Here is a 15,563-nt window from a genome sequence, read left to right on the forward strand (position 1 = left end):
TAGCTCAGTCGGTAGAGCAGTTGACTTTTAATCAATTGGTCGCAGGTTCGAATCCTGCACGACCCACCATCTCAAGCAAATAATTCAATTTAACAACCACCTAAGTAAACACTCAGTCGTTAATCCATACCTCGACAAGCTGGTTGCAGGTTCAGCCCGTAGGGTAAATCCGAAGGATTTCAATCCTGCACGACCCACCATCTCAAGCCATTATCAAGCAAGTAATCCAATTTAACCGTCACCTAAGTAAACACTCAGTCGTTAATCCATACCTCGACAAGCTGGTTGCAGGTTCAGCCCGTAGGGTAAATCCGAAGGATTTCAATCTTGCACGACCCACCATCTCAAGCCATTCCCAAGCAAGTAATCCAATTTAACCGTCACCTAAGTAAACACTCAGTCGTTAATCCATACCTCGACAAGCTGGTTGCAGGTTCAGCCCGTAGGGTAAATCCGAAGGATTTCAATCCTGCACGACCCACCATCTCAAGCCATTATCAAGCAAGTAATCCAAACTAATACTTAGCTAAGTAAACACTTAATCACTAAATAATACACATATTTTGTAAGTTACATTTTCTAAGTAACATGATAAGAACTTGGAGAATTATCGGCTACACAGCCCGCCTAATATGTGAAATAATTCAAGATGTACTTTGAAAAGCCACTTAGTTTTTATGTCTATATTCCAATATGGCATTAGCAGGATATATTTTAAAATATAATGACGTCATTTAAGCATAAATGAATGGCTAATTACTCTTCAATAGAATGGACGAGTAATTATCATTTTTTATAAATAGCTTTCATTATATCGTAAATATAAAAATCTGTAATTTAGCTATAAATGCTTAAATTGTGTTTATTTTTAAAATTTTGTATTACCCTTCATCCTGAAAAAAACAGAAACCAGTGGAATCAAAAACAGACCGTCGATGAAAGTTATTTTTCATAATTTTGTGATATTCATCTAGTAAAATGAATAATAAGCTTTCTTAACGTTATGGTTTTGTTATGTTTGGTACTTGTAGATAATAAATCCATCTCTTGCTACTTTAAAAATTTAGTAATTTACTAATTGTAACAGTTTAACTGGCTTTTTAACGTACTGATATTTTGCCGAATTAGAGAGTTTTAGAGATAAAATTGACTGTTTTTACCATTTTTTACATAAAAGTATCATTTATAGTGGGTTTATCACTTTTCATCGAGTTTAATTGTATCAATAACATTAATATTGTTACAGTGTTAAATAATTCTATTTATTTCCTTTATTTTTAGGTTATACATCGGCTACATAGGTCTTTTTTAGATGAATATTCCAAGGGTTTAGGCATATCCTCTGGAATATTACTATGCAGTGATACACACGTTGCGTGTAACTTTGTGATATTAAAGTATTATTTTGATTTTAAACACGAAATGTATAGCATGAAATACTTTGTTACATAGTTGCAATGTCAATTTAGGACTAGTTGAAACTAATTATAAGGGTAGTATATCATTCTGTTAGATATATGCTGAATCGTCTGTAGCATTATCAATGTTATACACATAAATATAAAAAATAAAATATGTAGATAATTATCTGCTAATTTTTATTTCCTTAAATATAAATTGAAGCGAGAATGTTTATGAACACGAAATATCCTGTCGCTTGTGCAGTTGGACAAAAAATAAAAGCCCTTAGAAGAGCTCAAGGCTTTACTGTTTTTCAGTTAGCTAAAGAGATAGATATAAGTGAACAGCAGCTATTTCGTTACGAGCGTGGTGTGAATCGTATCGATATAGATTGTCTAGTTCGAGTATTAAAAGTTTTAGACGTTAACATGGGTGAGTTTTTTAGTGAAGTCCTGCAAGAGGATACTCAAGTAGATGAGAGCACGGGTAATAAGGGGTTTGAAAGCTCTGCATATACTCTGGTGTAACTAAATATCTATATTGTTTTAGAATGAAACGTAATTCGCTTTAATTCTTAATTGTTTCAATTAGGAACATAAATTAAATATACCTGCTATTTATAGCTTAAAATGACAATAGCTGTTTTTATCTTATGTTTCATTAAAGAACAAATAAAAGCCCGAAAGGGCTTTTATTTTTGTATCCTTAAAATAATTATAACTTAAGATTTTACTCAACATCTAAGAAAAATATTGGGTAAGATATTTATGCTCCGTTAACCTTCCTGCTCTTTGATTGGCTCTAATATTACGGTTACGATACGTGTGCCTATCATCTCTCCAATTTTTAATTGCAGTTGATCTAATTTTATGATGGTATCTTGCAAAGGTTCCGATATAGAAGCGTAAATAAATTGGTTAAGAGTCCTTTCATCACTATTATCAATTTGGATACCATAAGATGAGTAGATCTCATTTAATCGAGTCGTTCCTTTTAGACTTAGCCCTGTATCGGGAAGTTCAATAGGAGTGTGTTCAGAGATGTTTTTTTCTGAAAAAAGGCGTTCAAGAAAAATACGATTTTCAGGTTTAAGAACAACGAATAAATGGTCTTCAGCATGAAAGGTAGTTGAACCCCTTGGAGGTAAAACACTTTTTTCACGCGTAATCATTGCAATGACAGTTTGGTCAGGTAATGCAAGTTGCGATAATCGGCGACCCACTGCAGAGCAATCCTCTCCTAATGTATATTCCACTAAATCTGCGTCTATTTGTTCTACTGCGGTAATATCTAAAGTGGCCGCAGGGATCAATGGAGGTGGCTGCATTAAATTTAATTTACGTGCAACGTAAGGCAAGGTTGAGCCTTGTAAGGTTGCTGAAATTAATACCACAAAGAAAACCACGTCAAAAATTAAATGGGCATTAGGTAGCCCGTAGATAAACGGGAAAATAGCAAGAATAATAGGAACAGAGCCACGTAACCCTACCCAAGAAATTAATGTTATTTCAGGTTTAGGGAAACCAAATAATTTTAGAACAGGTATTACAGCCAATGGCCTCGCGATAAACGTTAAGACCAGAGCAATAATTAAGCCTTCAAGCCAGACTTCAATAAGAGAACTTGGGTTGACAAGTAACCCTAGCATAACGAACATGATAATTTGGCTTAGCCATGCTAATCCATCATGGAACAAAAATGTATTGCGTTGAAAAACAAACCGATGATTACCAATCACAACACCAGTGACAAAAATAGATAAAAACCCACTGCCTTCTAAATTACTGGCGAGACCGAAAGATAGTAGTCCACATGCAGCGACAAGCACAGGATACAAACCAGTAGCTAATAGCTTAATCTTATTGATAATTTTGACTGAAACCCAGCCAACGCTCAAGCCAACAACAGTACCTATTCCCATTTGGCTAAAAAACAGCAGAATTAATTCACTACCTGAAGCTTGTGGGTTCATTAAAAGTTGTAATAAACCAACAGTTAAAAATATGGCCGTAGGGTCATTTGTTGCACTTTCTATTTCTAAAGTGGATTGCAATCGTTCATTTAAATAGATCCCCGCGTTGCGTAGTAAGGAAAAAACGGCGGCGGCATCGGTAGAACCTACGATAGCGCCTAGTAATAGCCCTTCAAGCAGAGGAACGCCGAGAATATAGGCAGCAGCAAGACCTGTTACACCTGCGGTGACAAGAACGCCTAATGTTGCTAGTGTAAAAGATGGTTTCCAAACTAGACGAATTGATTTTACTGATGTTTGTAGACCCCCATCAAATAAAATTAAAGCAAGGGCGAGAGAACCAACGGCATAGGAAACATTCACGTTATCAAATGTAATCTTACCTATCCCGTCTTCGCCTGCTAACATGCCAATAAACAAAAACATGACTAGCATAGGTAAACCGAGCCTAGCAGACAATTTGCTAGAGAAAATTCCCAAAAGAATGAGTATAGAAATCAATAAAATGAGTTGTTCAATAGTTGGCATAATCAGTTTAATCTGTAAGTGAATAAAACGCTGACGATGCATCGTAAAGCGCGCGTAGAAAGCAAAAAATGAAAAAACAGCAAGACGACTAAATATACATAGAGAATAGATTATTTTAGCGAAAAGCTGATAATATCCATTAAAAAGTATATCTACATGATTATAATATAAATAAATTTAAATAATTTGATTATTTATCGCATTTTTTATTATTAAAGTGAGTTAAATCACGTAAAAAAACGATAAATTTGAATAAGTAAGCACTGCAGTTCACTTTATTTTTAATTTTTTAACTAAAGATAATTTTGAAATGAGGGACATAAGCATTGAGGGGAAAAATAGGCACTTATAAAGTAAGCTAAAAGAGAGAAGGCCGAATATTCTTTCGACCTTCACGATCTAATTAATGGAAGCGCGCTTTTTTCGCTAAATAGTCACCAATAAATTGCATGCCTTGTACGATAATTACTAATGTAACAACGGTGATAGCCATTGCAACATTATCAAAACGCTGGTAGCCGTAGTTTAGTGCTAAGTCACCGACACCTCCACCACCAACGGCTCCTGCCATTGCGGTTGCACCAACTAAAGTAATGCTGGCAGCGGTTAAACTTAGAATTAATGATGACTTCGCTTCAGGTAAAATAAAGTGCCAAACAATTTGCCAATTTGTTGCTCCCATAGAATCAGCCGCTTCAATAATACCCGAATGTACACTGAGTAATGAGTTTTCAACTAAACGTGCAGTATAGGGGGCAATAAAAATGACTAATGGCACTATTGCTGCAGTTGTTCCTATTGAGGTTCCTACCATAAATCGTGTAAGGGGGATCATCGCAACTAATAAGATGATAAAAGGCAATGAACGAATAATATTAATTATCGGGTTCACAATGCGATAAATACATTTATTTTCCCAAATACCCTCTGGCCTCGTTACAACAAGTACGATACCTAATAGGATCCCAAATATAGAACCTAATACGAGCGCAACGCTAACCATCGTAAAAGTTTCTGACATCGCTAATAAAAACTGTTTAGTTGTTAAAGCGGTTTCGAATAATTGTGTCATAGTGCCCCCTTATTAACTGCAACTCCACGTTGGCGAAGAAAAGAAACTGCATCTTCAATTTTTTCTTTATCACCAATAAATTGGACAAACATACTGCCTAACACGACACCACTAATTTCTTTCATATTGGCAAACAAAATATTTATTTTGACAATTTCTTTCAGTATTAACTCATTAACAACGGGTTGTTGCGCAGAGGACCCTAAAAATTCAAGACGATAAACATCTTGTTGGTGTTCTAAGTTATGTAGAACGCGTTCTGGAATTTCTTCATTTAACACTGTCCCTACAAATTTTCTGGTTGTGTCTTGATGCGGATTTGCAAAAATATCAAGTACAGTTCCTTCTTCGACAATTTTTCCTGATTCCATAACGGCTACACGGTTACAGATTTCTTCAATGACTTCCATTTCATGAGTTACGAGCAAGATAGTAATATTTTGCTCTTGATTGATTTTTTTTAATAATTGCAAAATTGAGCGAGTTGTTTGCGGGTCAAGGGCTGAAGTGGCTTCATCACATAACAAAATTTGTGGGTTATTGATCAAAGCACGAGCAATACCAACACGCTGCTTTTGCCCACCGGATAGCTGCCCAGGGTATTGGTGTTTTTTATCGCTAAGTTCGACATATTCAAGAATGCTATCAACTCGCCGAGTGATTTCTTGTTTATCGACACCTGAAAGTAATAAAGGCATCGCAATATTTTGAGCAACAGTTTTAGTTTCTAGCAAATTGAAATGCTGGAAAATCATACCAATGCTTTTTTTATGTGAACGAGTTTCTGCAGGGGTATGTTCAGCAATATTTTGGCCATTAATAATAACTGCCCCACTGGTTGGTTTTTCTAATTGATTCACTAAGCGGATAAGTGAACTTTTACCCGCTCCGCTATAACCAATAAATCCAAAGATATCACCTTTATTGATATGCAAATTAATGTCTTGCAATGCAACTAAAGACTGCCCATCTTTTTCATAGACTTTTTGAATATTTTGAAAGGTAATCATGATTTACTCTACATTATCAGTTAATTGCATGCGTTCTGAAGGTGGTGCTGCGGGTTGCCACTCATCACCCAATAATTCAGCTTCTTGGCTATTTTTGACTTGCTCAAGGTGTTGCTCTTGATGGCTCAAGTACAATTGAGCTGCAATATGGTCAGCCAACCGTTCTGCCCCAACATTAGTTCCGGGGATTAAGCCTATAACGGGCCCCATACTGAGCGATGCACTTAAGTTGAAACAATATAACTGATTGATTTTTAGTGTGTCTTGCTTGTGTTTCGCTTGAAATTCAAAGTGATTACCTAAATAAGGATGTGAAGCTAACTCTGTATTTTCTTCATGAATGGATGGCGTGTATGCATCTCCCCACGTTTTAACTAGCGGTGATAACCGATGAAAGGCGCTGTGCTTGGCCCAATTAATCCGATAACCAGTTGCCAAGATCAAATAATCTAATATAAATTTACCTGTCGTTGTCGTGACATGTAACTTTTTGTTTTTTAATTCAATAAATTTAACTTGAGTATTGAAATTGAAATAAGCATTCTCATGACGAGATACTCTTAATGTGCTTCCGTGGGGCGCTGGCGTTTTGGCTTTGGCTACATAGTCCGTGTAATGCCATTTTTGAGCATCGGTAAAATAGGCATATGCATTGGTAAAACCTGCGCTTCCAGCAACTTTCCCTCGGTTTACACGAGGCATATCGCTAGCACGAATTAAAATTTCAACCGAATTAGCACCATTTTCTAATGCCGTTGCTGAACTATCCATAGCACCTGCACTATAGCCAACAACACCAATGTCTAAACCCTTAAAGCGACGATAGTTAGTACCTGCATATGAATGTTCCCAATAGTTCGTTGGGATGTCATTCATAAAGCTAGGGATATTAGCTTCACTGAAAGACTCCATACCAGTCGCTAAAATTACATGTTGCGCTTGATAACTGACCGTTCCTTCTGGGGTATCAAAAATTAATTCACGGTAGTTATCGTTTAATTGCACATCCACTAACCGATATTGATTAAGCACATAGGGTTCTGTCATGGTTTTATACCATTGCAAGTATTCTCCCCACTGCAAGCGTGGGATTTTATCGAGTTCATCCCATTTTTGAATGCCAAACTGGGCTTTAAACCAAGCCTGAAAAGTTAAAGAGGGGGATGCAAGCGCAGGGCCAACCACATGTTTTGGGGAACGTAGTGTTTCCATTAGTGCAGGGCTTTGCCATGGGCCTTCTTTGCCGGCAGGGGCTTGATCGAAAACAATCGCGTTGATACCGCGTAATTTCAGGGCGAATGCTGCTGTAATACCTGACATACCCGCACCAATGATAGCGACATCAACAACTTGGTTTTCAGGGTTATTTTTTGATAATGACCAAGACGTTATTGGTAAATTTAGATACTGCAAATCTTGTTTTATTTGCGCTTCTAATGCCTCTAAACCCATAATCAGTTCCATTGAATTACTCCTTACCTTCTACTATTTCAAAGGGTTCACCCAGAGATAACATCAAGCGGTTTGCCCATGAAAAGAAGGCCGTCGATTGAACTAAATCGAGTAATTCAAGTTCAGATAAACCCAACGCTTGTAGTGTTTTTATTTGTGGTGCTGTGGCTTGGATGGGGGTTGCAGATAAAGAGGCGACTAAATCTGTGATGGCTAGGAGTCTGTCATCAAAACCTTCAGCAAGTACTGAACCCGTCGCAGTTGCTAGTAATTTATCAACATCAGCACGTCGTTCTTTTGCATACTGACTGGCTTTTCTAGCATGTACAGAAGCGCAGTATATGCAGCCATTAACTTTACTCGTTACCGCCGCAGCAAATTCACGTTCCCAGCGGGGTAACCCTTCTGAGGTATAAAACACGCCTCGGTCAACTAAAGTTCGTAATTCTAAAATTTTGCTTTGATGTGCGAGTAGTAAAAAATATTCAGAGTTTAATTGGCCAAATTTTTTCATAACCTGAGCTTCTTCAACAGACAATGTCTTCGCATCCCTTGCTGAAATCCAAGCTTCCCATCCTAAGTTATCTTGTGTAAAAGAGGTTGGAGAAGAGTTCCCTTTTCGGGTTAATAGTTGATGGTTCCATTTACCAGCCACAACTTTGGACGAATTACTTGTAAGGCTGCTATTATCTGTCAGTAAAAGGATCCCTTCGATTAGCCGAGCTTGATAGGTGACATAAGTTATTAATTGGGCAAGTAAAATGATGTCACTCTCTTGCCAACCTTGTTCAGTTAATGCAGCAATTAATTGGTAATGGGTGTCTTTAGGTGATTGCGTTAAAATTTGCAGATATTCTTTTGCTGTGGAAAGTGGTTGGGTAAGAGGTTCATCAGGAATTGAGTCTATTAATTGCAAATAAAATTCAGCGAGACGGGGACTTCCCGTTATTTTCGCGACTTCATGAGCAAAATAATATTTCACATCATTTGTGAGAAGTGTCGATGGCGTAGAAAAAATAGCTTCAAATACGGCTTGAGTATTTTCAGTCGCGACTGAGCGTTCATGGCGAATTTTAGCTAGATTGGAATCTGGTGTTAAATTAGTTAAATAATTAATTACATCATTATAGGAAATAGTCATAAAGCAACTCACTTTTTTTAAACGTTTTTATCTCCTTCATTACATATCAATCACATCACTAATCGAACGATCTATTTGTTATATATTTATAACCAAAAAGAATTACAAGTGACTCTTATATTACTTTTGTATTAAGTTATAACGATATAGTCTAAGTTGTGTTCTTTAATTATGATTATACTGCCCAAAATATCTTTACAGGGTTGTTACATATGTTAAAACAAAAAATAATAGGCTTATCTTTAATTACTACTGCTTTAGTTGTGTTGGCAGGGTGTGGCGATAATAGCGAAAAAGATAATCCTAATAAAAAACAAATTACAATAGGCTTTGGTGTTGGCAATTATATTGACCAAGTGGATAAAGGTATTGTACCGATTTTAGAAAAAAAAGGTTATACCGTTAATTTGCGCCAATTTTCACAGAATAGGCAAATAAACCCTGCTTTTGAAGAAGGCTCTATTGATGCTTCTGTAAATCAAAGCCGTGCCTATATGGAGGCTTATAACAAAAAAAATAATATTAATATGGTGGCATTGACAGACTCACCGAGTGCGCCTCAAAGCCTGCGGTCAAATAAACATAAAACGCTGGATGATGTGAAAGATGGTATGATTGTTGCGTTATCTAATGACCCCGTTAATGCAGAGCGTGGCGCTAGGATCCTGGAAAAGTTAGGTTGGATTACAATTAAGCCTGATGTGAGTACATTAAGTTTTAGTGTTAATGATATCTCCCCAAATGAATATAACTTAGATATTCGAGAAACCGATGCGGCTCAAGGGTTGCGATTATTAGATGATGTTGATTTTGTTGTTGTGAATGGTAACTATGTGGCAAGTGCTGGCCAACGTATTGCTGATGGTTTAGTTGTAGAAAACTCACCGCTAGAGCATCGCGTTATTGTGACTGTCATGCAAAAAGACCTAGATGCTCAGTGGGCAAAAGATTTGAAAGAAGCTTTTGAATCTAAAGAGTATGCAGATTATATTCGTTCTCAGCGTATTTATGATGGTTTTATTGAACCTGACAGCTGGAACAAATACCCTAAATAAAATCCTAGTCTATTTTTTTATTATTAATATTATGTTAACCACTAATTTTTATTAATTAGTGGTTTTTTGCTATAAAAGATAAATATCTTACTGATTTAATATGAAAAAGATTCGTGTTGAATTTGTAGACAACAGGATGTTTTTTCGTTATTTAATAGGTTAGGAAAGGCATTATAAAAATAGTCTGTAGATAATTTTATTTAGAAAATAGAACTGACAGGGGAAAATATGAGCAATGAATTAATTGATGCATTTAATGTAATAAAATCTAAAAAATGGGTTGATTTGACACATAGCTTCGATAAAGACTCACCGCATTTTTTTATGTTTGACTCTGCTGAGTTTAAAACATTATTTGGCTATCCAGAAGGTTTCTTTGCACAGCAATTTACATTTCCAGGACAATATGGCACCCATATTGATGCTCCCTGTCATTTCGTTGAAGGGAAACGTTATTTACATGAGCTTGAATTAAAAGAACTTGTTCTGCCATTGATTGTTATTGACCAGTCTGAAAGGGCAAAAGAAGATCCTAATTTTGCATTTTCTCTTGATGATGTCCTTAATTTTGAAGCGAAAAATGGCCGAATTGAATCAGGGAGTTTTGTTGCATTACGTACTGACTGGAGTAAACGTTGGCCATCACAAGAGCTGATGGATAATAAAGATGACGAGGGCAATAACCAAATACCGGGTTGGGGAATGGATGCACTTAAATTTTTATTTGAAGAACGCGGAATAAAAGCGATTGGCCATGAAACATTTGATACTGATGCAGCAAAAGATTTTCGAAAAAATAATGCGTTACTTGGTGAGTATTATGTATTAGAACAGGATACATACCAAGTTGAATTACTGGCTAATTTGGACCAAGTCCCCACTCGTGGTGCTGTAATTTTTAATATTGTTGCTAAACCAAACAATGCTAGTGGTTTTCCTGTTCGTTCTTTTGCAATACTGCCATAGAATTTATAATTATAACCAATCTGCTAATGTAATAGCAGATTGGCTAAAACGACTATAAAGCAAATAAAATCCATGCAGCAGCTAATAACATACACAAGAGTGCTACAACTCCCCCTGATTTAGAAAACTCACCAAAAGAAATTTTCACGCCATATGCCGCTGATTGTTCGACCACAATAATGCCAGCAAGACTACCGAAAACCAGTAAGTTGCTTGAAAAACCAGAACCCAAAACGAGAGCGGCGCCTAACGAATCGGCATTACCTTCAGGTGTTAAGAAGGGAACGAGTAACATGACTGAAGGGTTGTTTCCAACGATAGTACTTAGAACACCAGTAACTAAAAATAGGGCTAATGGATTGTTGAGATCCACACCATAGCTTCGCAAATCAGTTAATAATTGCTGAGGAAGACCTGTGGCGGCAAAAGCGGCATTGACGACAAATAATCCCATGATGAGTAATAAAAGATTGCCATCGACGAGTTTAAGCATATCACTCGAGGCAATGGATCTATTTAATAATAAAAATCCAGCAGCCGTTAACGCTATAAGTTCTTTAGGAATATCTGTCACAATAAAGGTAATGATAACTGCGAAAGTAATAACGCCAGCTTTTGCTGTTTCCCATACATTTAATGTTTCTTGGGTGGTTTTAGGGGGCGTTGCTAATGTATTTTCTTTAGTCAAATACCAACGATTACGATATAACCAAACAAGTACCAACCATGTTAATGGTAAGGAAAGCAGGGCTGGTATTGCAGACGCCTGTAATAAACCAACAAACGAGATATCGAGTCCTTGCGCTGCGATCATATTCTGTGGGCTACCAATTAATGAGCCCGCCGCTCCGTTATTAGCTGCGAAACAAAAGCCAAGCAAAAAAGGAATTGGGTTTAAACCGCGAGATAAACTAATTGATACTAATAATGGTGTCATGGCGACAACAACAACATCATTCGTGAGCAATGCAGAAAGAAAGCCGCCGACAAGAATTAAAACAGCTAGTAATATTGGTGGTGAAACTTTTAGCATCGCCACCCGGTTTGCGGTCCAGCTATAAAAACCAGAAACAACAAAAGAAGCAGAAACGACCATAAGCCCAAATAACATACCAATAGTTCGGTAATCAATAGCATTCCATGCATGGGGAGGGGTAATACTATCGATAGCCATCATAGCTAAGGCACCAATAACCGCAGCGCCAGTTCTATCAACTTTGAAGCCAGGTAGCTTACCAAAGCCCATCGCAATATAAACCAAAAGAAAAACAATAACGGTTAACGTCATGATATTCACATTTTAATTAAGAAAATTAGAGGTAATTTATCGGTGAACACCTGACGAAGCAAGGCTAAATAATGTATTGATAATAATGCGTTGCTGTTGATTCTATTTAAGACTATCTCAAAAAGATAGTAGCCATAATGAAAATGAAATAGAAAATACGTTTAGTAATTTTATTACAAAATTGAGAAATGATCTGTGCGGATGAAAAAATGTTGGCAGTTCACTGGGTAGAAAAAGATAAATAGAAAATAAATTGTGATGATTGTCACCAATTGAAGATAAATTATGATTTTTTCTTTGTGATTAAAATCACGCAAAATGGTTTTTTAGTGCAAAAAAAGAGCAATGTAATTTAGTAACATGATTTTTTTGTGATCTTTGTCAATATAAAGATGGGGTAAATAGGGGGTGGATGGTGATGATGGTCACAAAAAGGCCCGCGTGGTGCGAATCTGATCAAGCTCATGCTAGAGTGAAAGTGTTGAAAAAATCACAGACGTTATTTGGCGATAACGTTACAACTTTATCATTTTCGTACCACGGGGTTTTGTCATGGTAACATCAAATATCAAATTAAAGGTACAGAATTTTGGGCGTTTCCTCAGTAATATGGTTATGCCTAATATCGGTGCCTTTATCGCTTGGGGATTAATAACGGCGTTATTCATCCCAACTGGCTGGTGGCCTAATGAGACATTAGCTCAACTTGTTGGCCCTATGATCACTTATTTACTACCACTATTAATCGGTTATACCGGTGGCCGTTTAGTTGGTGGAGAGCGGGGCGGAATAGTCGGCGCAATAACAACAATGGGGGTAATTGTTGGTGCTGATATGCCAATGTTTATGGGGGCAATGATTGCTGGCCCATTAGGCGGATATGCAATAAAACGTTTTGATTTGTGGATAGAAGGCAAAGTTAAAACAGGTTTTGAAATGTTGGTGAATAATTTTTCCTCCGGCATTATAGGCATGTTATTAGCCATTTTGGCTTATTTAGCTATTGGGCCTCTTGTTGCGGGGCTATCCAAAATATTGGCAGCAGGCGTGAATGTGATGGTGGAGAATAATTTACTTCCACTCACGTCTATTTTTGTTGAGCCCGCCAAGATATTATTTCTAAATAACGCGATTAACCACGGTATTTTCTCACCCTTAGGTATTCAACAAGCGACTGAAACTGGCGCATCTATTTTCTTTCTTATTGAAGCCAACCCTGGACCGGGTTTAGGTGTTTTACTTGCTTACATGTTTTTTGGTAAAGGAAATGCGAAGCAATCTGCACCAGGAGCCGCAATTATTCACTTTTTTGGTGGGATACATGAGATTTATTTCCCCTATGTCTTAATGAAACCTCGGTTAATTCTTGCAGTTATTCTGGGTGGGATGACAGGAGTGTTTGTTATGAACCTTTTTCATGCAGGGTTAGTCTCTCCTGCATCACCGGGTTCAATATTTGCAGTTCTGCTGATGACGCCTAAGTCATCATTGGTCGGTGTGATTTTATCAGTCACCAGTGCGACGTTAGTTTCCTTTATTGTTTCCGCGATTTTATTAAAGAAAACTCGCATAGGTGATGATGATGAGCTCGAAAATGCTACGAAAAAAATGCGTAATATGAAATCGCAATCAAAATCATCGGCAGCAGTAGAAATCAATCAAAATACCTCTGTTAATTTAGCAGAAGTACGCAACATTATTGTAGCTTGTGATGCAGGAATGGGTTCTAGTGCCATGGGAGCAGGGGTATTAGCTAAAAAGGTGCGTGATGCGGGCTTATTAGGGATTTCTGTTTCGAACATGGCAATTAACGACCTGCCGGATAACGTTGATATTGTGATAACGCATAAAGATTTAACACAAAGAGCGAAAACATTTGCACCAAATGCAATGCATATATCGTTGACTAATTTCCTAGATAGCCAAACGTATAATGATCTTGTAACAAACTTAATAGCTAAAAAAAATCCTCAAGCAGCAAATGATGGACGACTGATTAAACAAACGATTATTGCAGCAAATGATGAATCCTATGAAATAGAAGATCATGATGCGATATTTACATTGAGTGCAAAGCATATTCATTTAAACCTATCTGCACAGAATAAAACGCAAGCCATCCAATTTGCGGGGCAAAAATTAGTTGAGGGTGGCTATGTTGAGCCTGACTATATTGAGGCGATGTTAGCTCGCGAAAAACTGACTTCAACCTATCTAGGTGAATCTATTGCTGTTCCTCATGGCACCATAGAAGCAAAAGATCGAGTATTAAAAACTGGCATTGTTATTTGCCAGTACCCTGAAGGCGTACAATTTGGTGAAGAACCTGATGAAATTGCCCGCCTAGTTATTGGTATTGCAGCACAAAATAATGAGCACATTGAAGTTATCACACGAATTACTTCCGCTTTAGATGAAGATGGGGTTATTGAGCGTTTATGTGAAACCCAAGATGTTCAGGAAGTACTCGAAATTTTAGCGTCTCAAAGTGCAGCATGAGGAGAATAATAATGAAAGTCATTCATTTTGGTGCAGGAAATATAGGCCGCGGTTTTATTGGTAAATTATTAGCAGATGCAAATTCACAAGTAACTTTTACTGATGTCAATCAGCCATTAATTGACCAATTAGCACATCAACAATCTTATAATGTTCATGTTGTTGGTCAGGAAAATCGTATTGAGAAAGTCCAACACATTCACGCTGTTAATAGTAATGACCCTAAAACGATAGAGTTTATTGCAACAGCAGATATGCTTACAACAGCAGTCGGGCCACAGGTGCTGGAAAAAATTGCCTCAACGATAGCTAAAGGCATTATTCATAGAAAATCGTTGGGAAATAACCAGCCGCTCAATATTATTGCATGTGAAAATATGGTAAGAGGAACTAGCCAACTAAAGCAACATGTATTGGCTCAATTGCCTGAAGAGTTGCATCAATGGGTTGAGCAGCATATTGGCTTTGTAGACTCCGCAGTTGACCGTATTGTTCCTCCGATGGATGCAGCGAATGATGACCCGCTTGACGTTACTGTCGAATCCTTTAGTGAGTGGATTGTTGACCAGACACAATTTGTTGGTGATATTCCTATTATCAATGGAATGGAATTAACGGATAACCTAATGGCATTTGTTGAACGCAAACTATTTACGTTAAATACAGGCCATGCGATGACAGCGTATTTGGGACAATTATATGGATACCAAACAATTAGTGAGTCAATTGGGGATTTGAGGATCCATACTGTTGTTAAATCGGCTATGCAAGAAAGTGGACAAGTTTTAATTCAACGTTATGGCTTTGATTCACAAATACATAATCAATACATAGATAAAATACTAAGTCGCTTTGCAAACCCATATTTAAAAGATGATGTTAGTCGAGTAGGGCGACAGCCTATGAGAAAGTTAAGTTCTAATGATCGCTTAATTAAACCGTTGTTAGGCACATTTGAATACCAATTACCAAATGAAAATCTGATCATAGGAATTGCTGCCGCATTGCATTTCAGATGTGAAGCTGATCCTCAAGCAAATGAAATGGCAAAGTTAATTGCTGACAAAGGTATATATCAAGCGGTTGTTGAGCTTTGTGGGTTAGAGCAATATCCCGAGGTTGTTGATAGAATCTGTTCCCAATACCAGTTATTGATATTGAGTAACAAGTGATATTACG

General features: G+C 37.2%; 12 protein-coding genes. 6 read left to right on the forward strand and 6 right to left on the reverse strand.

The window, feature by feature from the left end; translation table 11 throughout:
• Positions 1-327 precede the first annotated feature (327 nt).
• Both SJ312_RS20040 and SJ312_RS20045 read left to right on the forward strand, forming a co-directional pair.
• Entirely contained in the window at positions 328-519 is a 192-nt protein-coding gene (locus SJ312_RS20040; protein ID WP_319868261.1) for a hypothetical protein, read from the forward strand.
• Positions 520-1,634: 1,115 nt separating this feature from the next.
• Entirely contained in the window at positions 1,635-1,928 is a 294-nt protein-coding gene (locus tag SJ312_RS20045; protein WP_036959042.1) for a helix-turn-helix domain-containing protein, read from the forward strand.
• 248 nt (positions 1,929-2,176) lie between these two features.
• On the opposite strand, the gene SJ312_RS20050 is transcribed toward SJ312_RS20045, so the two are convergent.
• The 5 genes from SJ312_RS20050 to SJ312_RS20070 all read right to left on the reverse strand — a co-directional run bounded on the left by SJ312_RS20050 (position 2,177) and on the right by SJ312_RS20070 (position 8,576).
• A complete protein-coding gene (locus tag SJ312_RS20050; protein ID WP_243750229.1) occupies positions 2,177-3,943 on the reverse strand; it encodes a potassium/proton antiporter in 1,767 nt (588 codons plus the stop codon).
• Positions 3,944-4,304: 361 nt separating this feature from the next.
• The gene (locus SJ312_RS20055) at positions 4,305-4,973 is read right to left on the reverse strand and encodes a methionine ABC transporter permease (protein ID WP_165880328.1); all 669 of its coding nucleotides are present in this window, start codon (positions 4,971-4,973) and stop codon (positions 4,305-4,307) included.
• The gene (locus SJ312_RS20060; RefSeq protein ID WP_004264860.1) at positions 4,970-5,983 is read right to left on the reverse strand and encodes a methionine ABC transporter ATP-binding protein; all 1,014 of its coding nucleotides are present in this window, start codon (positions 5,981-5,983) and stop codon (positions 4,970-4,972) included. Before SJ312_RS20060 ends, SJ312_RS20055 begins: the two co-directional genes overlap by 4 nt.
• Before the next feature lie 3 nt (positions 5,984-5,986).
• On the reverse strand, positions 5,987-7,447 hold the full coding sequence (locus SJ312_RS20065) for an NAD(P)/FAD-dependent oxidoreductase (protein WP_319868263.1): 1,461 nt from the start codon (positions 7,445-7,447) through the stop codon (positions 5,987-5,989).
• Positions 7,448-7,451: 4 nt separating this feature from the next.
• The gene (locus SJ312_RS20070; protein WP_319868264.1) at positions 7,452-8,576 is read right to left on the reverse strand and encodes a peroxidase-related enzyme; all 1,125 of its coding nucleotides are present in this window, start codon (positions 8,574-8,576) and stop codon (positions 7,452-7,454) included.
• Between the two features lie 212 nt (positions 8,577-8,788).
• On the opposite strand from SJ312_RS20070, the gene SJ312_RS20075 reads away from it, so the two are divergent.
• Both SJ312_RS20075 and SJ312_RS20080 read left to right on the forward strand, forming a co-directional pair.
• A complete protein-coding gene (locus SJ312_RS20075) occupies positions 8,789-9,631 on the forward strand; it encodes a MetQ/NlpA family ABC transporter substrate-binding protein (protein WP_094963177.1) in 843 nt (280 codons plus the stop codon).
• Between the two features lie 228 nt (positions 9,632-9,859).
• A complete protein-coding gene (locus SJ312_RS20080) occupies positions 9,860-10,597 on the forward strand; it encodes a cyclase family protein (protein ID WP_004264854.1) in 738 nt (245 codons plus the stop codon).
• A gap of 52 nt (positions 10,598-10,649) precedes the next feature.
• On the opposite strand, the gene SJ312_RS20085 is transcribed toward SJ312_RS20080, so the two are convergent.
• Positions 10,650-11,885, reverse strand: a complete 1,236-nt coding sequence (locus SJ312_RS20085; protein ID WP_096864903.1) for an SLC13 family permease — start codon at positions 11,883-11,885, stop codon at positions 10,650-10,652.
• A gap of 552 nt (positions 11,886-12,437) precedes the next feature.
• On the opposite strand from SJ312_RS20085, the gene SJ312_RS20090 reads away from it, so the two are divergent.
• Both SJ312_RS20090 and SJ312_RS20095 read left to right on the forward strand, forming a co-directional pair.
• Positions 12,438-14,384: a PTS mannitol transporter subunit IICBA gene (locus SJ312_RS20090; RefSeq protein ID WP_165880332.1), complete on the forward strand. Its 1,947-nt coding sequence runs from the start codon at positions 12,438-12,440 to the stop codon at positions 14,382-14,384.
• Between the two features lie 11 nt (positions 14,385-14,395).
• A complete protein-coding gene (locus SJ312_RS20095) occupies positions 14,396-15,556 on the forward strand; it encodes a mannitol-1-phosphate 5-dehydrogenase (RefSeq protein ID WP_036958981.1) in 1,161 nt (386 codons plus the stop codon).
• Positions 15,557-15,563: the final 7 nt, after the last annotated feature.

The sequence above is a fragment of the Providencia sp. CIM-Carb-044 genome (genome assembly GCF_033901115.1).
Lineage (GTDB): Bacteria > Pseudomonadota > Gammaproteobacteria > Enterobacterales > Enterobacteriaceae > Providencia > Providencia hangzhouensis.